The organism is Burkholderia sp. 9779_493, assembly GCF_015712215.1.
GTDB classification, from domain to species: domain Bacteria; phylum Pseudomonadota; class Gammaproteobacteria; order Burkholderiales; family Burkholderiaceae; genus Burkholderia; species Burkholderia cenocepacia.
The window spans coordinates 1-19,034 of the sequence record NZ_JACCQA010000016.1; the positions used below are offsets into that span (position 1 = coordinate 1).

11 protein-coding genes, 4 tRNA genes and 1 rRNA gene are annotated in these 19,034 nt (G+C 61.9%); all 16 read left to right on the forward strand.

Going from position 1 to position 19,034, the window contains the following annotated elements:
• The first annotated feature begins 42 nt into the window (after window positions 1-42).
• Window positions 43-155, forward strand: a 5S ribosomal RNA gene (rrf, locus tag H0X95_RS17955).
• A 2,152-nt stretch (window positions 156-2,307) separates the two neighbouring features.
• Window positions 2,308-2,393 (forward strand) — tRNA-Tyr (locus H0X95_RS17960).
• Window positions 2,394-2,436: 43 nt separating this feature from the next.
• A tRNA-Gly gene (locus H0X95_RS17965) sits at window positions 2,437-2,510 on the forward strand.
• A gap of 22 nt (window positions 2,511-2,532) precedes the next feature.
• Window positions 2,533-2,607 (forward strand) — tRNA-Thr (locus tag H0X95_RS17970).
• Between the two features lie 66 nt (window positions 2,608-2,673).
• Complete coding sequence (gene tuf, locus H0X95_RS17975; RefSeq protein WP_006482910.1) at window positions 2,674-3,864, forward strand: elongation factor Tu; 1,191 nt, start codon at window positions 2,674-2,676, stop codon at window positions 3,862-3,864.
• Window positions 3,865-3,923: 59 nt separating this feature from the next.
• Window positions 3,924-3,999 (forward strand) — tRNA-Trp (locus tag H0X95_RS17980).
• 42 nt (window positions 4,000-4,041) lie between these two features.
• On the forward strand, window positions 4,042-4,422 hold the full coding sequence (gene secE, locus H0X95_RS17985) for a preprotein translocase subunit SecE (RefSeq protein WP_006482892.1): 381 nt from the start codon (window positions 4,042-4,044) through the stop codon (window positions 4,420-4,422).
• A 1-nt stretch (window position 4,423) separates the two neighbouring features.
• Window positions 4,424-4,981: a transcription termination/antitermination protein NusG gene (gene nusG, locus H0X95_RS17990; protein WP_006400672.1), complete on the forward strand. Its 558-nt coding sequence runs from the start codon at window positions 4,424-4,426 to the stop codon at window positions 4,979-4,981.
• 141 nt (window positions 4,982-5,122) lie between these two features.
• Window positions 5,123-5,554 carry a 50S ribosomal protein L11 gene (rplK, locus tag H0X95_RS17995; protein ID WP_006477201.1) on the forward strand — a complete coding sequence of 144 codons (432 nt, stop codon included), beginning with the start codon at window positions 5,123-5,125 and terminating at the stop codon, window positions 5,552-5,554.
• On the forward strand, window positions 5,555-6,253 hold the full coding sequence (gene rplA / locus H0X95_RS18000; RefSeq protein WP_006482906.1) for a 50S ribosomal protein L1: 699 nt from the start codon (window positions 5,555-5,557) through the stop codon (window positions 6,251-6,253). It begins immediately after the preceding gene.
• 309 nt (window positions 6,254-6,562) lie between these two features.
• The gene (rplJ, locus tag H0X95_RS18005; RefSeq protein ID WP_006482916.1) at window positions 6,563-7,060 is read left to right on the forward strand and encodes a 50S ribosomal protein L10; all 498 of its coding nucleotides are present in this window, start codon (window positions 6,563-6,565) and stop codon (window positions 7,058-7,060) included.
• Window positions 7,061-7,123: 63 nt separating this feature from the next.
• Window positions 7,124-7,498 (forward strand): 50S ribosomal protein L7/L12, encoded by a 375-nt coding sequence (gene rplL, locus H0X95_RS18010; protein ID WP_006482911.1) that lies wholly within the window; start codon window positions 7,124-7,126, stop codon window positions 7,496-7,498.
• A 381-nt stretch (window positions 7,499-7,879) separates the two neighbouring features.
• Window positions 7,880-11,986 carry a DNA-directed RNA polymerase subunit beta gene (gene rpoB, locus H0X95_RS18015; RefSeq protein WP_006482874.1) on the forward strand — a complete coding sequence of 1,369 codons (4,107 nt, stop codon included), beginning with the start codon at window positions 7,880-7,882 and terminating at the stop codon, window positions 11,984-11,986.
• A gap of 21 nt (window positions 11,987-12,007) precedes the next feature.
• On the forward strand, window positions 12,008-16,249 hold the full coding sequence (rpoC, locus tag H0X95_RS18020; protein WP_006482896.1) for a DNA-directed RNA polymerase subunit beta': 4,242 nt from the start codon (window positions 12,008-12,010) through the stop codon (window positions 16,247-16,249).
• A 279-nt stretch (window positions 16,250-16,528) separates the two neighbouring features.
• On the forward strand, window positions 16,529-18,376 hold the full coding sequence (recQ, locus tag H0X95_RS18025; protein WP_006493356.1) for a DNA helicase RecQ: 1,848 nt from the start codon (window positions 16,529-16,531) through the stop codon (window positions 18,374-18,376).
• Between the two features lie 226 nt (window positions 18,377-18,602).
• Window positions 18,603-18,983, forward strand: coding sequence for a 30S ribosomal protein S12 (rpsL, locus tag H0X95_RS18030; RefSeq protein ID WP_006400662.1), 381 nt, complete (start codon window positions 18,603-18,605; stop codon window positions 18,981-18,983).
• The last annotated feature ends 51 nt before the right edge of the window (window positions 18,984-19,034 follow it).

Consider the following 19,034-nt stretch of genomic DNA (forward strand, 5'->3'; position numbering starts at 1 on the left):
AGATTGGTTCTGTTGGCCACGCCAGCAGAACAACCCCCTTTGCCTGATGACCATAGCGAGTCGGTCCCACCCCTTCCCATCCCGAACAGGACCGTGAAACGACTCTACGCCGATGATAGTGCGGATTCCCGTGTGAAAGTAGGTAATCGTCAGGCTCCCTAAGCCAGAAACCCCCGCCCGACAAGGCGGGGGTTTTTGCATTGGCGCGCCAGAAAAGCGTGCGGCGAAGCGCCGTGTGGCACGAGTTGGGTGTCGAAGGCGTTGGCTCAAATCGAAATCGTCTCCTCGAGATTGGCCAAATGCATCTCGCCCGTCGGGATGCCTGTACGCCAGCAACTAATGTTGCTGAAATCACGAACCTTCTATTTTTCGTTTGTGTCGGCGGCCATCAGGGCCGCGGCGAGAAATCGCCTTGGACAACTTCGCCAGAGTAATCTTCCGGCCGGCCTTGTTCGACACAGGCGCCCGCCAGGTCTGGCTACCCCACGTCACCCGATAATCGATCAACGCGCCTTGATCGCCGGTGTATCGAGCGCGTCTTCTGCCTCGGTGCGCTGCGTATATCGCGTGGCAGCGGATGCGCCCTGCGCTCGCTCTATCTCCCGCGGGTTGGTGGCAAGAACGGGCGGGATGTCCGCGCGTCCGGCTCTCTTGTCGCAAGCGCCAAATGTGCGTGCGTTCCTCGCGAAACCACGCAACCGGGCTGCGTCGCGCCAGGGAGGCGCGGCGTTGCTATTAGGCGGCATTTCCGTTCTAACTCGCCATATCTCCGCCTGAAATAACCCTATCGGGCCGCGACCTACGCTTGAGTCGCGGCCGACGGTCCGCCGAGCCGTGTGCGTATCGCGGGGCCAAAGAAGATCAAAAAGCGGTGCGATTCTTCTCGACGGTCACCCCTTGATCGTTCGGTAACGCGTAAATTTCTCCGATAAGCGGATAGGTAGCCTCACCTCCGTGGCCTCGCCCTTTTCCCATCGATGTGAAGGATGTGCCGTCGGCGTCGACGCCTAGAGCGCATTTTGTGCGCACCGTATTCGGATCGCCGGGCAGAGAGTCTCCCGCAGATGGAGGCTGCAGCGTCGTGTTCCGGTCGTGAGTCCGGGGCAGCTCGAACACTGCCGGACAGCGCACGTCGGATGTCGACGCTCCTGCGCCATCTATACGCTTTCCAATGTCTTTGGGAGCGTGTGGCGTGACGGCGGCTCATCCGTGGAGCGCGGCGCCGACATTGGCGGCGCAGTTGGACGTGGCGGGCACCATACGAACAGCTGTGATGTCTCGGTGTACGCCGAAGATTCGCCGCGATGCCGATTCGATGCTGACGCTGAGCGGTTTGCACGACGAGACACAGCGATGCCGACCGGCGGAACGTTCGACGCGGCGGTAGCAAGGCCAGAGAGAAGCCTGGACCAGGGCACGCGTCGCCTGCAGTGCCCGCAAGCAGGGCAGCGGGACGTGCAGAACCGTCGGGTTCATCACTCGAGACGGCATCGAGCCATCGCTTCCCGATTCCGCTGTTGTGCCGCGAGAGAGCCGGCGCGTGCCGACCCACACATCAAGGAATCGAGCGCTGGCTTCAATCGTTGATGCTCCCCAACCGCGGAGCACGCCGCCGGTAACGCCGGTGCAGCCGAGAGTGCCGGCTGTCGAATCGTCCCGATCGGCCTCGAGCGGGCACCAAGCGTCTGCCGAAGCCGCGGCACGTCGCTGCACCACAAAGGAATGCCGCTACAGAGCATGCGCGGCATATGAAGGAAGCAGGCTGGGGGCGTGGAGATGGGCACTGGAGGGAGGCCGGCGATTCGGGACGATATCGTGCCCCTCGGGAAAGTCGTCGAACGCAAGGGTGATCGAATTCGGCGATGAGACCGGCTCGCCCCGATCGCCGAAAGGGCGCGAAAGCCTTTGTCCTCATGTTGGCCTGGAGGATCGGGGAGGTACCCTGCAGTGCCCGCTGCAAAGCCGCTATTTCCTGCAAGAAGCGCTAACTAACCTCCCGTGAAGCCCCGACGCCCGGCTGGCCGAACACGCCCGGCACGAAATTTGCCGAAATTTTGTGTCTACCCGCTTGGCATTGTGCGAAAGAGGCCGTATGATGGCGGTCTTTCGTTTTTAGCGCAGATGCAGATCCGCGCTGAAGGCGGAGTCTGACGAAGATGTGGCGCCGGTCGGCAACATCTCGCGCTTGCCTTAGCCGGGCAAGGGCGGGGATCGGCGGGAAAGCAGGGGTCGGGAAGAAAGTGAAAATAATCTTCCGGATATGCTTGACAGGAGTGCGATGCACCCCCATAATCGTCAGTTCTCTACGGAGGGGTGCCCGAGTGGCTAAAGGGGGCAGACTGTAAATCTGTTGGCTTACGCCTACGTTGGTTCGAATCCAACCTCCTCCACCAAGATATCAGCGCAGTGAGCGGTAAGGAATCGTTAGTGGCCCGTGCGGGTGTAGCTCAATGGTAGAGCAGAAGCCTTCCAAGCTTACGACGAGGGTTCGATTCCCTTCACCCGCTCCAGACCGCTAAGTTGAAGCGTAGCGCCCATGTGGCTCAGTGGTAGAGCACTCCCTTGGTAAGGGAGAGGTCGGCAGTTCGATCCTGCCCATGGGCACCAGCAGTAAAAAGTCAGTGTCTTGTTTGCGCGCGGCGCAACCTGTGAAATTCCTTTTGGGAGTTGAAAATGGCCAAGGAAAAGTTTGAGCGGACCAAGCCGCACGTGAACGTTGGTACGATTGGTCACGTTGACCACGGCAAGACGACGCTGACGGCAGCGATCACGACGGTTCTGACGAAGAAGTTCGGCGGCGAAGCGAAGGCATACGACCAGATCGACGCGGCACCGGAAGAAAAGGCGCGCGGCATCACGATCAACACGGCACACGTCGAGTACGAAACGGCTAACCGCCACTACGCACACGTCGACTGCCCGGGCCACGCTGACTATGTGAAGAACATGATCACGGGCGCGGCGCAGATGGACGGCGCGATCCTGGTTTGCTCGGCAGCAGACGGCCCGATGCCGCAAACGCGTGAGCACATCCTGCTGGCGCGTCAGGTTGGCGTTCCGTACATCATCGTGTTCCTGAACAAGTGCGACATGGTGGACGACGCTGAACTGCTCGAGCTGGTCGAGATGGAAGTTCGCGAACTGCTGTCGAAGTACGACTTCCCGGGCGACGACACGCCGATCGTGAAGGGTTCGGCGAAGCTGGCGCTGGAAGGCGACACGGGCGAGCTGGGCGAAGTGGCGATCATGAGCCTGGCCGATGCGCTGGACACGTACATCCCGACGCCGGAGCGTGCAGTTGACGGCGCGTTCCTGATGCCGGTGGAAGACGTGTTCTCGATCTCGGGCCGTGGTACGGTGGTGACGGGTCGTGTCGAGCGCGGCATCGTGAAGGTCGGCGAGGAAATCGAAATCGTCGGTATCAAGCCGACGGTGAAGACGACCTGCACGGGCGTTGAAATGTTCCGCAAGCTGCTGGACCAAGGTCAGGCGGGCGACAACGTGGGTATCCTGCTGCGCGGCACGAAGCGTGAAGACGTGGAGCGTGGCCAGGTTCTGGCGAAGCCGGGTTCGATCACGCCGCACACGCACTTCACGGCTGAAGTGTATGTGCTGAGCAAGGACGAAGGCGGCCGTCACACGCCGTTCTTCAACAACTACCGTCCGCAGTTCTACTTCCGTACGACGGACGTGACGGGCTCGATCGAGCTGCCGAAGGACAAGGAAATGGTGATGCCGGGCGACAACGTGTCGATCACGGTGAAGCTGATCGCTCCGATCGCGATGGAAGAAGGTCTGCGCTTCGCGATCCGCGAAGGCGGCCGTACGGTCGGCGCCGGCGTCGTCGCCAAGATCATCGAGTAAGCCAGTTATTCGTTGATCGACAGTTTTGGGGCTGGCATCAGCCGGCCCCAACATGGTTTAGGGGTATAGCTCAACTGGCAGAGCGTCGGTCTCCAAAACCGAAGGTTGGGGGTTCGATTCCCTCTGCCCCTGCCAAAAATCGCCACGTGTCCCACGTGGCATTTGTTTTAAGGTGTTATGGCGAATCCATCCGTCGAAACTGTAAATACCTCCGGCGATAAGCTGATGCTGGCCCTGGGCGTATTGCTGGTGTTGGCCGGATTCGTGGGCTTCTTCTGGCTGGCCAATCAGCAGTGGTATGTCCGCGGTGCCGCGTTGGCGGTAGGTATCATCGCCGGCGTGGCCGTCGGGCTGATGTCCGCCCCTGGCAAGAGCCTCATCGCGTTTGCCAAGGATTCGTACAAGGAAGTCCGGAAGGTCGTATGGCCCACCCGCAAGGAAGCAACGCAAACCACACTCGTCGTGTTCGGTTTCGTGCTCGTGATGGCGATTTTCCTCTGGTTGAGCGACAAATCGATCGAATGGGTGATTTTCTCGGCGATTCTGGGTTGGAAATGATATGAGCGATACTCCGGCATCCCCGAGCGGAAAGCGTTGGTACGTCGTGCACGCCTACTCCGGTATGGAGAAGAGCGTGCAACGTGCGCTTCAGGAGCGCATCGAACGTGCTGGCATGCAGGACAAATTCGGTCAGATCCTGGTCCCGACCGAAGAAGTGGTCGAAGTCAAAGGCGGCCACAAGGCAGTGACCGAGCGTCGTTTCTTCCCCGGCTACGTGCTGGTGGAAATGGAAATGACGGACGAAACGTGGCACCTCGTGAAGAACACGGCGAAGGTCACCGGTTTCGTCGGCGGTGCGCGTAACCGCCCGACCCCGATTTCCCCGAAGGAAGTCGAGAAGATCATGTCGCAGATGCAGGAAGGCGTCGAAAAGCCGCGCCCGAAGACCCTGTTCGAAGTCGGCGAGATGGTGCGCGTCAAGGAAGGCCCGTTCACGGACTTCAACGGCACCGTCGAAGAAGTCAACTACGAAAAATCGCGTGTGCGTGTGTCGGTCACGATTTTTGGTCGATCCACCCCGGTCGAACTCGAATTCGGCCAGGTCGAAAAAGTTTGATCCCGATTCGGTGGGCAGCCTCGGCTGCCCACCTTCGCGCTTACGGCCCGCGTCATGGCCGTTGAGGAGCGCCAGTAGCCAGCGGCGAAAGCGCGTTATCACTCACCGAACGCCTTCTCCGGCGTTCCAATGAGGTTTCAAATGGCAAAGAAGATTATCGGCTTTATCAAGCTGCAGATCCCTGCAGGTAAAGCCAACCCGTCGCCGCCGGTCGGTCCGGCACTGGGCCAGCGCGGCCTGAACATCATGGAGTTCTGCAAGGCGTTCAACGCGCAGACTCAAGGCATGGAGCCGGGTCTGCCGGTGCCGGTGGTCATCACGGCATTCGCTGACAAGAGCTTCACGTTCGTGATGAAGACGCCGCCGGCGACCGTCCTGATCAAGAAGGCGGCGAAGGTGGACAAGGGCTCGAGCAAGCCGCACACCGACAAGGTCGGTTCGATCACGCGCGCTCAAGCCGAAGAAATCGCGAAGACCAAGATGCCGGACCTTACGGCAGCTGATCTGGACGCAGCCGTTCGCACCATCGCTGGTAGCGCACGCTCGATGGGTATCACTGTGGAGGGCGTGTAAATGGCTAAGATCTCCAAGCGCCGTCAGGCATTTGCCGCCAAGGTCGACCGTCAGAAGCTGTACGCGATCGAAGACGCACTGAGCCTCGTGAAGGAATGCGCGAGCGCGAAGTTCGACGAGTCGATCGACGTCGCAGTCCAGCTCGGCATCGATGCGAAGAAGTCGGACCAGGTCGTTCGTGGTTCGGTCGTTCTGCCGGCAGGTACGGGCAAGTCGGTTCGCGTTGCCGTGTTCGCGCAAGGCGAAAAGGCCGAGCAGGCTCGTGCAGCAGGCGCGGAAATCGTCGGTATGGAAGACCTGGCTGAGCAGATCAAGGCTGGCCAGATGGACTTCGACATCGTGATCGCTTCGCCGGACACGATGCGTATCGTCGGTACGCTCGGCCAGATCCTCGGCCCGCGCGGCCTGATGCCGAACCCGAAGGTCGGTACGGTCACGCCGGACGTCGCCACCGCCGTCAAGAACGCGAAGGCTGGTCAGGTGCAATTCCGTGTCGACAAGGCCGGTATCATCCACGCGACCATCGGCCGTGCATCGTTCGAGCCGACCGCGCTGCGTTCGAACCTGTCGGCGCTGATCGAAGCGCTGCAGAAGGCAAAGCCGGCAACGAGCAAGGGCGTGTACCTGCGCAAGATCGCACTGTCGAGCACGATGGGCGTCGGCGTGCGTGTCGACCAGGCTACGCTGGCAGCACAGTAAGCAAGTATTCGGGCCGCTTCGTTCGCGAAGCGGCCTACATGGGCTTTGGGCGGTTGTTCGTGCAGCAGGGCGGACAACCGGTTATCAAAGACCGTTGGTGGGGCGCAGCAGTCGGGTGATCCCCTTAATTCAAGCCAACGCAGATGGCGAACCCGAAAAAGTTTTGCAGTGGTGAAGCCGCAGGCCGCGAAGCGATTCGCGGCGTGAGGTGGAAATACTCCTAACGAGGTCGGACGCCGTTGTTGAACGAGGTACGTGAGGTTTCGGCCATGCCGGCCATGCCGAACGTATCGTTTCTGGAGGCTAACCGTGCCGCTTAATAGAGAAGACAAGCAAGCCGTCGTCGCTGAGGTTTCCGCGCAAGTCGCGAAGGCCCAGACCGTTGTGCTGGCTGAGTATCGTGGAATTGCGGTTGGCGATCTGACCAAGCTGCGCGCGCAAGCGCGTGAGCAAAAGGTTTACCTGCGCGTGTTGAAGAACACGCTGGCGCGTCGCGCCGTCGAAGGTACGCCGTTTGCTCCGCTGGCAGAGCAGATGACTGGTCCGTTGATCTACGGCATCTCGGAAGATGCAATTGCTGCTGCTAAGGTCGTCAACGACTTCAGCAAGAGCAATGACAAGTTGGTCATCAAGGCTGGTTCGTTCGATGGCAAGGTGATGGACAAGGCTGGCGTGCAAGCGCTGGCAAGCATCCCGAGCCGCGAAGAACTGCTCTCGAAGCTGCTGTTCGTTATGCAAGCGCCTGTTTCGGGCTTCGCGCGTGCTCTGGCCGCGCTGGCCGAGAAGAAGCAAGCGGAAGCTGCATAAGCGAACGTGCATCAGCGTTACTGATCGCTGGCTGTATCCGAATTCAATTTAGGAGTATTTCAAATGGCAATCGCAAAAGAAGACATCCTGGCAGCAGTCGAAGGGATGACCGTTCTGGAACTGAACGAACTGGTCAAGGCGTTCGAAGAGAAGTTTGGCGTGTCGGCAGCTGCAGTGGCAGTCGCTGGCCCGGCAGGCGGCGGCGCTGCTGCTGCTGCAGAAGAGAAGACCGAATTCACGGTCGTCCTGGCTGAAGCCGGCGCCAACAAGGTTTCGGTCATCAAGGCCGTTCGCGAACTGACGGGCCTGGGCCTGAAGGAAGCGAAGGACCTGGTTGACGGTGCACCGAAGCCCATCAAGGAAGGCGTCGACAAGGCTGCTGCTGAAGAAGCCAAGAAGAAGCTGGAAGAAGCTGGCGCGAAGGTCGAAGTCAAGTAAGTTTCGGCGCGCTGTGCGAAGGCTGGCGGTATTTTCACCGCCGGCCTTTTTGTGCTTTGTGGGGACGTTATTCTGGCACTCATTCGGGAGCCCGAATAATCGGCCCTAGAAGCCAAAGAAAACCGCCTGATCGTTGTGATGAATCACGCACGATTGGCGGTTCTCTTTGTCTTCTGAAGCGACTGCAGAAGGCAAGTTTGGTCGGGTAGCGGGCAACACAGGCATCCGCTGCCGTCAGCCAGCGGTTGGTAGCGGCCAACCACCAAGCTTCTCGGCTCGTTCAAGCCGTCGAACGGCCATCGGGTCTCAGTCGGTGAACACTCGGGTTTGAAACGTCCAGGTATTCCGCCTCGATAGCACCCGCCGTGATTCGGAGATCGTATGCAATATTCCTTCACCGAGAAGAAGCGCATTCGCAAGAGTTTCGCGAAGCGCCCCATCGTTCACCAAGTTCCGTTCTTGCTGGCTACTCAGCTTGAATCATTCAGCACGTTTCTGCAAGCCGATGTGCCCGCGACGCAACGTAAGCCCGAGGGTTTGCAGGCCGCGTTCACGTCGGTATTTCCCATTGTTTCGCACAACGGTTTCGCGCGCCTCGAGTTCGTGAGCTATGCGCTGTCCTCGCCGGCATTCAACATCAAGGAATGCCAGCAGCGAGGCCTGACGTACTGCTCCGCGCTGCGCGCGAAGGTCCGCCTCGTCATCCTCGACAAGGAATCGCCGAACAAGCCGGTCGTCAAGGAAGTGAAGGAGCAGGAAGTGTACATGGGCGAAATTCCGCTCATGACGCCGACGGGCTCGTTCGTCATCAACGGCACCGAGCGTGTCATCGTCTCGCAGCTGCATCGTTCGCCTGGCGTGTTCTTCGAACACGACAAGGGCAAGACGCACAGCTCGGGCAAGCTGCTGTTCTCGGCACGGATCATTCCGTACCGCGGTTCGTGGCTCGACTTCGAATTCGATCCGAAGGACATCCTGTACTTCCGCGTCGACCGTCGCCGCAAGATGCCGGTCACGATCCTGCTGAAGGCCATCGGCCTGACGCCGGAACAGATCCTCGCGAACTTCTTCGTGTTCGACAATTTCACGCTGATGGACGAAGGCGCGCAACTCGAGTTCGTGCCCGAGCGCCTGCGTGGTGAAGTCGCGCGTTTCGACATCACGGATCGTGATGGCAAGGTCATCGTCCAGAAGGACAAGCGGATCAACGCGAAGCACATTCGCGACCTCGAAGCCGCGAAGACCAAGTTCATCTCGGTGCCGGAAGACTATCTGCTCGGCCGCGTGCTGGCGAAGAACGTCGTCGACGGCGACACCGGCGAAGTGATCGCGAGCGCGAACGACGAAGTCACGGAAAGCGTGCTCGAGAAGCTGCGCGAAGCGGGCATCAAGGACATCCAGACGCTCTACACGAACGATCTGGATCAGGGCCCGTACATCTCGTCGACGCTGCGTGTCGACGAAACGACCGACAAGACGGCCGCGCGCATCGCGATCTACCGCATGATGCGTCCGGGCGAGCCGCCGACCGAAGAAGCGGTCGAGGCCCTGTTCAACCGTCTGTTCTACAGCGAAGAAGCGTACGACCTGTCGAAGGTCGGCCGCATGAAGTTCAACCGCCGCGTCGGCCGTGACGAGATCGTCGGCCCGATGACGCTGCAGGACGACGACATCCTCGCGACGATCAAGATCCTCGTCGAGCTGCGCAACGGCAAGGGCGAAGTGGACGACATCGACCACCTCGGCAACCGTCGCGTGCGTTGCGTCGGCGAACTGGCGGAAAACCAGTTCCGCGCCGGTCTCGTGCGTGTCGAGCGCGCGGTCAAGGAACGCCTCGGCCAGGCCGAAAGCGAAAACCTGATGCCGCACGACCTGATCAACTCGAAGCCGATTTCGTCGGCGATTCGCGAGTTCTTCGGCTCGTCGCAGCTGTCGCAGTTCATGGACCAGACCAACCCGCTGTCGGAAATCACGCACAAGCGCCGTGTTTCCGCACTGGGCCCGGGCGGTCTGACGCGCGAGCGCGCAGGCTTCGAAGTCCGCGACGTGCACCCGACCCACTACGGCCGCGTGTGCCCGATCGAAACGCCGGAAGGTCCGAACATCGGCCTGATCAACTCGCTCGCGCTGTACGCGCACCTGAACGAGTACGGCTTCCTCGAGACGCCGTACCGCAAGGTCGTGGACAGCAAGGTGACCGATCAGATCGACTACCTGTCGGCGATCGAGGAAGGCCGCTACATGATCGCTCAGGCGAACGCCGCGATCGACGAAGACGGCCGACTCATCGACGAACTCGTGTCGTCGCGCGAAGCCGGCGAAACGATGATGGTCACGCCGGACCGTATCCAGTACATGGACGTCGCGCCGTCGCAGATCGTGTCGGTGGCCGCATCGCTGATTCCGTTCCTCGAGCACGATGACGCGAACCGCGCGCTGATGGGCTCGAACATGCAGCGTCAGGCCGTGCCGTGTCTGCGTCCGGAAAAGCCGGTCGTCGGTACGGGCATCGAGCGCACCTGCGCGGTCGACTCGGGTACGACGGTCCAGGCGTTCCGCGGTGGTGTGGTCGACTACGTCGACGCAGGCCGTATCGTGATTCGCGTGAACGACGACGAAGCAGTCGCGGGTGAAGTTGGTGTCGACATCTACAACCTGATCAAGTACACGCGTTCGAACCAGAACACGAACATCAACCAGCGTCCGATCGTGAAGATGGGCGACAAGGTCTCGCGCGGCGACGTGCTGGCGGACGGCGCCTCGACGGACCTGGGCGAGCTCGCGCTCGGCCAGAACATGCTGATCGCGTTCATGCCGTGGAACGGCTACAACTTCGAGGATTCGATCCTGATCTCGGAGAAGGTGGTCGCGGACGATCGCTACACGTCGATCCACATCGAAGAGCTGAACGTCGTTGCACGCGACACGAAGCTCGGGCCGGAAGAAATCACGCGCGACATCTCGAACCTGGCGGAAGTCCAGCTCGGCCGTCTCGACGAATCGGGCATCGTGTACATCGGTGCTGAAGTCGAAGCAGGCGACGTGCTGGTCGGCAAGGTCACGCCGAAGGGCGAGACCCAGCTGACGCCGGAAGAGAAGCTGCTGCGCGCGATCTTCGGCGAGAAGGCTTCGGACGTGAAGGACACGTCGCTGCGCGTGCCGTCGGGCATGAGCGGCACCGTGATCGACGTCCAGGTGTTCACGCGTGAAGGCATCCAGCGCGACAAGCGTGCGCAACAGATCATCGACGACGAACTGAAGCGCTACCGTCTCGACCTGAACGACCAGCTGCGCATCGTGGAAGGCGACGCGTTCCAGCGTCTCGCCCGCATGCTCGTGGGCAAGGTCGCGAACGGCGGTCCGAAGAAGCTCGCGAAGGGCACGAAGATCGACCAGGCTTACCTGGAAGATCTCGACCACTACCACTGGTTCGACATCCGCCTCGCGGACGACGAAGCAGCGGCATCGCTCGAAGCGATCAAGAACTCGATCGAAGAGAAGCGTCACCAGTTCGATCTCGCGTTCGAAGAAAAGCGCAAGAAGCTCACGCAAGGCGACGAACTGCCGCCGGGCGTGCTGAAGATGGTCAAGGTGTACCTCGCGGTGAAGCGCCGTCTGCAGCCTGGCGACAAGATGGCAGGCCGTCACGGTAACAAGGGTGTCGTGTCGAAGATCGTCCCGATCGAAGACATGCCGTACATGGCCGATGGCCGTCCGGCAGACGTCGTGCTGAACCCGCTCGGCGTGCCGTCGCGGATGAACGTGGGTCAGGTTCTGGAAGTGCACCTCGGCTGGGCCGCGAAGGGCCTCGGCTGGCGTATCGGCGAAATGCTGCAGCGTCAGGCGAAGATCGAGGAGCTGCGCACGTTCCTGACGAAGATCTACAACGAGTCGGGCCGCCAGGAAGATCTGGAAAGCTTCACCGACGACGAGATCCTCGAACTCGCGAAGAACCTGCGCGAAGGCGTGCCGTTCGCGACGCCGGTGTTCGACGGTGCGACCGAGGAAGAAATGGGCAAGATGCTCGACCTCGCGTTCCCGGACGACATCGCCGAACAGCTCGGCATGAACCCGTCGAAGAACCAGGTCCGTCTGTACGACGGCCGCACGGGTGAAATGTTCGAACGTCGCGTGACGCTCGGCTACATGCACTACCTGAAGCTGCACCACCTGGTCGACGACAAGATGCACGCGCGTTCGACCGGCCCGTACTCGCTCGTCACGCAGCAGCCGCTGGGTGGTAAGGCGCAGTTCGGTGGCCAGCGTTTCGGTGAAATGGAAGTGTGGGCACTCGAAGCGTACGGCGCGTCCTACGTGCTGCAGGAAATGCTGACGGTGAAGTCGGACGACGTGACCGGCCGGACGAAGGTGTACGAAAACCTCGTCAAGGGCGACCACGTGATCGATGCAGGCATGCCGGAATCCTTCAACGTGCTCGTGAAGGAAATCCGCTCGCTCGGTATCGATATCGATCTCGACCGCAATTAATCGGACTACGGAGAGAAAGCAATGAAAGCTCTGCTCGATCTATTCAAGCAAGTCCAACAGGAAGAAGTTTTCGACGCGATCAAGATCGGTCTGGCCTCGCCCGACAAGATCCGTTCGTGGTCGTTCGGCGAAGTGAAGAAGCCGGAGACCATCAACTACCGTACGTTCAAGCCGGAACGCGATGGTCTGTTCTGCGCGAAGATCTTCGGGCCGATCAAGGACTACGAGTGCCTGTGCGGCAAGTACAAGCGCCTGAAGCACCGCGGCGTGATCTGCGAGAAGTGCGGCGTCGAAGTGACGCTGGCGAAGGTGCGTCGCGAACGGATGGGCCACATCGAGCTGGCCTCGCCGGTCGCGCACATCTGGTTCCTGAAGTCGCTGCCGTCGCGTCTGGGCATGGTGCTCGACATGACGCTGCGCGACATCGAACGCGTGCTGTACTTCGAAGCGTACGTGGTGATCGAACCGGGCATGACGCCGCTGAAGGCGCGGCAGATCATGACCGAGGAGGATTACTACAACAAGGTCGAGGAATACGGCGACGAATTCCGTGCCGAAATGGGCGCGGAAGGCGTGCGTGAACTGCTGCGCGCGATCAACATCGACGAGCAGGTCGAGACGCTGCGCACCGAGCTGAAGAACACGGGCTCGGAAGCGAAGATCAAGAAGTACGCGAAGCGCCTGAAGGTCCTCGAGGCATTCCAGCGTTCGGGCATCAAGCCCGAGTGGATGATCCTCGAAGTGCTGCCGGTGCTGCCGCCGGAACTGCGTCCGCTCGTGCCGCTGGACGGCGGCCGTTTCGCGACGTCGGACCTGAACGACCTGTATCGCCGCGTGATCAACCGTAACAACCGGTTGAAGCGTCTGCTCGAGCTGAAGGCGCCTGAAATCATCGTCCGCAACGAAAAGCGGATGCTGCAGGAAGCCGTCGACTCGCTGCTCGACAACGGTCGTCGCGGCAAGGCGATGACGGGCGCGAACAAGCGTCCGCTGAAGTCGCTCGCCGACATGATCAAGGGCAAGGGCGGTCGTTTCCGTCAGAACCTGCTGGGCAAGCGCGTCGACTACTCGGGCCGTTCGGTCATCGTGGTCGGCCCGACGCTGAAGCTGCACCAGTGCGGCCTGCCGAAGCTGATGGCGCTCGAGCTGTTCAAGCCGTTCATCTTCAACAAGCTGGAAGTGATGGGGGTAGCTACGACCATCAAGGCTGCGAAGAAGGAGGTCGAGAACCAGACGCCGGTGGTGTGGGACATCCTCGAAGAGGTGATCCGCGAGCACCCGGTGATGCTGAACCGTGCGCCGACGCTGCACCGTCTTGGTATCCAGGCGTTCGAGCCGGTGCTGATCGAAGGCAAGGCAATCCAGCTGCACCCGCTCGTCTGCGCGGCGTTCAACGCCGACTTCGACGGTGACCAGATGGCCGTTCACGTGCCGCTGTCGCTCGAAGCGCAGATGGAAGCGCGCACGCTGATGCTCGCGTCGAACAACGTGCTGTTCCCGGCCAACGGCGATCCGTCGATCGTGCCGTCGCAGGATATCGTGCTGGGTCTGTACTACGCGACCCGCGAAGCGATCAACGGCAAGGGCGAAGGCCTGTCGTTCACGGGCGTGTCGGAAGTCATCCGCGCGTACGAGAACAAGGAAGTCGAGCTGGCCTCGCGCGTCAACGTGCGGATCACCGAAATGGTCCGCAACGAGGACACGTCGGAAGGCGCGCCGGAATTCGTGCCGAAGATCACGCTGTACGCGACGACCGTCGGCCGCGCGATCCTGTCGGAGATCCTGCCGCACGGCCTGCCGTTCTCGGTGCTGAACAAGCCGCTGAAGAAGAAGGAAATCTCGCGCCTGATCAACACGGCATTCCGCAAGTGCGGTCTGCGCGCGACGGTGGTGTTCGCCGACCAGCTGATGCAGTCGGGTTTCCGTCTCGCGACGCGTGCCGGCATCTCGATCTGCGTGGACGACATGCTCGTGCCGCCGCAGAAGGAAACGATCGTCGGCGACGCCGCGAAGAAGGTGAAGGAGTACGACCGCCAGTACATGTCGGGTCTCGTCACCGCGCAGGAACGCTACAACAACGTGGTCGACATCTGGTCGGCGACGTCGGAAGCGGTCGGCAAGGCGATGATGGAGCAGCTGTCGACGGAGCCGGTGATCGATCGCGACGGCAACGAGACGCGCCAGGAGTCGTTCAACTCGATCTACATGATGGCCGACTCGGGCGCCCGGGGTTCGGCGGTTCAGATTCGTCAGCTGGCCGGTATGCGAGGCCTGATGGCGAAGCCGGACGGCTCGATTATCGAGACGCCGATTACCGCGAACTTCCGCGAAGGTCTGAACGTGTTGCAGTACTTCATCTCGACCCACGGTGCACGTAAGGGTCTGGCTGATACGGCACTGAAGACCGCGAACTCGGGTTACCTGACGCGTCGTCTCGTCGACGTCACGCAGGATCTGGTCGTGGTGGAAGACGATTGCGGCACGTCGAACGGCGTGGCGATGAAGGCGCTGGTCGAAGGCGGTGAAGTCGTCGAAGCGCTGCGCGACCGTATCCTCGGCCGCGTCGCGGTCGCGGACGTCGTGAATCCGGAAACGCAGGAAACGCTGTACGAATCGGGCACGCTGCTCGACGAAACGGCGGTCGAGGAAATCGAACGCCTCGGCATCGACGAAGTGCGCGTGCGCACGCCGCTGACCTGCGAAACGCGTTACGGCCTGTGCGCAGCCTGCTACGGCCGCGACCTCGGCCGCGGCTCGCTCGTGAACGTCGGCGAAGCAGTCGGCGTGATCGCGGCGCAGTCGATCGGTGAACCGGGCACGCAGCTGACGATGCGTACGTTCCACATCGGTGGTGCGGCATCGCGTGCGGCAGTGGCTTCGTCGGTCGAAGCGAAGAGCAACGGTATCGTCCGCTTCACGGCGACGATGCGCTACGTCACGAACGCGAAGGGCGAGCAGATCGTCATTTCCCGTTCGGGCGAAGCGATGATCACCGACGACTTCGGTCGCGAGCGCGAGCGTCACAAAGTGCCGTACGGCGCGACGCTGCTGCAGCTCGACGGCGCGACCATCAAGGCCGGCACGCAGCTCGCCACGTGGGATCCGCTGACGCGCCCGATCATCACCGAGTACGGTGGTACGGTGAAGTTCGAGAACGTCGAGGAAGGCGTGACCGTCGCGAAGCAGATCGACGACGTGACCGGCCTGTCGACGCTGGTCGTGATCGACGTGAAGCGCCGCGGTTCGCAGGCTTCGAAGAGCGTGCGTCCGCAGGTGAAGCTGCTCGACGCGAACGGCGAGGAAGTGAAGATTCCGGGCACGGAGCACGCAGTGCAGATCGGCTTCCAGGTCGGCGCACTGATCACCGTGAAGGATGGTCAGCAGGTGCAGGTCGGTGAAGTGCTCGCACGTATCCCGACGGAAGCGCAGAAGACGCGTGACATTACCGGCGGTCTGCCGCGGGTGGCGGAACTGTTCGAAGCGCGTTCGCCGAAGGATGCCGGCATTCTCGCGGAAGTCACCGGTACGACGTCGTTCGGCAAGGACACGAAGGGCAAGCAGCGTCTCGTCATCACGGACCTCGAGGGCAACCAGCACGAGTTCCTGATCGCGAAGGAAAAGCAGGTTCTGGTTCACGATGCACAGGTCGTCAACAAGGGCGAAATGATCGTGGACGGTCCGGCCGATCCGCACGACATCCTGCGTCTGCAGGGTATCGAGGCGCTGTCGCGCTACATCGTCGACGAAGTGCAGGACGTGTACCGTCTGCAGGGCGTGAAGATCAACGACAAGCACATCGAGGTGATCGTTCGCCAGATGCTGCGTCGTGTGCAGATCACCGACAACGGTGATACGCGCTTCATCCCGGGTGAACAGGTCGAACGTTCCGACATGCTGGACGAGAACGATCGCATGATCGCCGAGGGCAAGCGCCCGGCTTCGTACGACAACGTGCTGCTCGGTATCACGAAGGCATCGCTGTCGACCGACTCGTTCATCTCCGCGGCATCGTTCCAGGAAACGACCCGCGTGCTGACCGAAGCGGCGATCATGGGCAAGCGCGACGATCTGCGCGGCCTGAAGGAAAACGTGATCGTCGGCCGTCTGATTCCGGCCGGTACGGGTCTCGCGTTCCACAAGGCACGCAAGGCGAAGGAATCGTCGGATCGCGAGCGTTTCGACCAGATCGCAGCGGAAGAGGCATTCGACTTCGGCACGCCGAGCGCGCCGGCGGAAGAGCCGCAACACCCGGCAGCCGAGTAAGCGCGGGGCGGCGCAAGCCGCGTTGCCTTGCTATCATCGCTGTCACCGAAACCGCCCGGTTCTGCCGGGCGGTTTTTTTTCATCCTTCGTTCACGCGCATCACGTGCCTGCGCAGCGCCGCGGCACATGCCCGGCGATCGCGTCCGATCCGGCCGCGGCAGGCCCGTGATGCACGCGAACGAACCCTGACCGAACGGCCAACATCGCGCGATTCGCCACGCGTCGCGCGAGCGGGTTGTTAAAATTGCGGTCATCGCTTAGCCGTCCCAGTTCTCATTCATGTCCCGCGCCCTCGAAATACTCGACGAAGTCTTTGGTTATTCCGCCTTTCGCGGCCAGCAGGGCGAGATAGTCGAGCACGTCGCCGGCGGCGGCGATTGCCTCGTGCTGATGCCGACCGGCGGCGGCAAGTCGCTGTGCTACCAGATTCCCGCGCTGCTGCGCCGCGAGGCCGGGCAGGGCGCCGGCATCGTCGTGTCGCCGCTGATCGCGCTGATGCAGGACCAGGTCGCCGCGTTGAGCGAAGTCGGCGTGCGCGCGGCCTACCTGAATTCGACGCTGTCGGGCGCCGAGGCCGCGGCCACCGAGCGCGCGCTGCGCGAAGGCGAAATCGACCTGCTGTACGTCGCGCCGGAGCGCTTGATGACGGGGCGCTTCCTCGAGCTGCTCGAGCGCGCGAAGATCGGCCTGTTCGCAATCGACGAAGCGCACTGCGTGTCGCAATGGGGGCACGATTTCCGCCCGGAATACATCCAGCTGTCGGTGCTGCACGAGCGCTTCCCGTCCGTGCCGCGCATCGCGCTGACCGCCACGGCCGATGCGATCACGCGCGACGAGATCATCCATCGTCTCGCGCTCGACGACGCGCGCGTGTTCGTGTCGAGCTTCGACCGTCCGAACATCCGTTACCGGATCGTCGAAAAGGACAACGCGCGCGCGCAGCTGCTCGACTTCATCCGCGCCGAGCACACGAATGCCGACGGCACGACCGATGCGGGTGTCGTCTATTGCCTGTCGCGCCGCAAGGTCGAGGAAACGGCTGAATGGCTGAAGGCGCAGGGCGTGCGCGCGCTGCCGTATCACGCGGGGATGGAATTCGAGGTGCGGCAGAAGCACCAGGAAATGTTCCAGCGCGAGGAAGGCATCGTGATGTGCGCGACGATCGCGTTCGGCATGGGCATCGACAAGCCCGACGTGCGCTTCGTCGCGCACCTCGATTTGCCGAAGAGCGTCGAAGGCTATTACCAGGAAACCGGCCGCGCCGGCCGCGACGGGATGCCCGCGAACGCGTGGATGGCGTATGGGCTGGGCGACGTCGTCCAGCAACGCAAGATGATCGACGAGTCCGATGCGGACGACGCACACAAGCGCGTGCAGACGTCGAAGCTCGATGCGCTGCTCGGGTTGTGCGAGACGATCTCGTGCCGCCGCGTGCGGCTGCTGAACTACTTCGGCGAGGCGAGCCAGCCGTGCGGCAACTGCGACACGTGCCTCGAGCCGCCCGCGTCGTGGGATGCGACGCGCGAGGCGCAGATGGCGCTGTCGTGCGTGTTCCGCGCGCAGCGCGCGAGCGGCTTCAATTTCGGTTCGAGCCACCTGATCGAGATCCTGCGCGGCGGGCGTACCGAAAAGGTGTTGCAGCGCGGCCACGACCAGCTCAGCACGTTCGGCATCGGCGCGGCGCTGTCCGAACCCGAGTGGCGCGCGATTTTCCGGCAGCTCGTCGCGTACGGCTACCTGGCGGTCGACCATGGCGGCTTCGGCGCGCTGATGCTGACCGAGGCCGCGAAGCCCGTGCTGAAGAACGAGGAAAAAGTCACGCTGCGCCGCTACGTGAAGCCGCAGCGCACCCGCCAGTCGTCGAGCCGCAGCGGCACGCGCGTCGACCCGACGGCCGGCATGGGCGCCCGCGAGCGTGCGCGGTGGGACGCGCTGCGCGCATGGCGCGCGGAAACCGCGAAGACGGACGGCGTGCCGGCCTACGTGATCTTCCACGACGCGACGCTCGCCGAAATCGCACGCAACGCGCCGGAGACGATCGACGACCTGCGCCACATTCCCGGCATGGGCGTGCGCAAGCTCGAGCGCTTCGGCGACGAGATCATCGACGTCGTCGAATCGGCCTGACACAGCGTTCCGACCCCTCACGTAAACCGCGCGATCGGCCGGCAGATCACGCAAGCCGTTGACTTAGTTGGCATTTCCGGAATATCATGCTGGGTTCCGGTATTCGGTGGGCCGAGTCGCGTTCAATAGTTCGCGCCCGATTCGCCGGTTCGGAAGTCAACTGTGCGTCGATTCTCGCTTTGCCCGAAATCGGCGTGCAGATTTTGTTCAATTTCAGGAATAAACAATGCCAACCATCAACCAACTGGTTCGCAAAGGCCGTCAGTCGGAAACGACGAAGAGCAAGAGCCCGGCCCTGCAGGACTGCCCCCAGCGTCGCGGCGTGTGCACCCGTGTGTACACGACGACGCCGAAGAAGCCGAACTCGGCACTCCGTAAGGTCGCCAAGGTTCGTCTGACGAACGGCTTCGAAGTGATTTCGTACATCGGCGGTGAAGGCCACAACCTGCAGGAACACTCGGTTGTGCTGATCCGCGGCGGCCGTGTGAAGGACTTGCCGGGTGTGCGTTACCACATGGTTCGCGGCTCGCTGGATACCCAGGGCGTCAAGGACCGTAAGCAAGCGCGCTCGAAGTACGGCGCGAAGCGTGCAAAGGCTGCCAAGTAAGCAGTTTTTGATCAGGGATCGCCGCAGGGCGGTCAAGGCGGGAGTGCCGGA

What these genes read in the sequence shown, in the direction of transcription:
- tuf (WP_006482910.1), top strand. Translation starts at nt 2,674, where the DNA reads ATGGCCAAGGAAAAGTTTGAGCGGACCAAGCCGCACGTGAACGTTGGT.
- secE (WP_006482892.1), top strand. Translation starts at nt 4,042, where the DNA reads ATGGCGAATCCATCCGTCGAAACTGTAAATACCTCCGGCGATAAGCTG.
- nusG (WP_006400672.1), top strand. Translation starts at nt 4,424, where the DNA reads ATGAGCGATACTCCGGCATCCCCGAGCGGAAAGCGTTGGTACGTCGTG.
- rplK (WP_006477201.1), top strand. Translation starts at nt 5,123, where the DNA reads ATGGCAAAGAAGATTATCGGCTTTATCAAGCTGCAGATCCCTGCAGGT.
- rplA (WP_006482906.1), top strand. Translation starts at nt 5,555, where the DNA reads ATGGCTAAGATCTCCAAGCGCCGTCAGGCATTTGCCGCCAAGGTCGAC.
- rplL (WP_006482911.1), top strand. Translation starts at nt 7,124, where the DNA reads ATGGCAATCGCAAAAGAAGACATCCTGGCAGCAGTCGAAGGGATGACC.
- rpoB (WP_006482874.1), top strand. Translation starts at nt 7,880, where the DNA reads ATGCAATATTCCTTCACCGAGAAGAAGCGCATTCGCAAGAGTTTCGCG.
- rpoC (WP_006482896.1), top strand. Translation starts at nt 12,008, where the DNA reads ATGAAAGCTCTGCTCGATCTATTCAAGCAAGTCCAACAGGAAGAAGTT.
- recQ (WP_006493356.1), top strand. Translation starts at nt 16,529, where the DNA reads ATGTCCCGCGCCCTCGAAATACTCGACGAAGTCTTTGGTTATTCCGCC.
- rpsL (WP_006400662.1), top strand. Translation starts at nt 18,603, where the DNA reads ATGCCAACCATCAACCAACTGGTTCGCAAAGGCCGTCAGTCGGAAACG.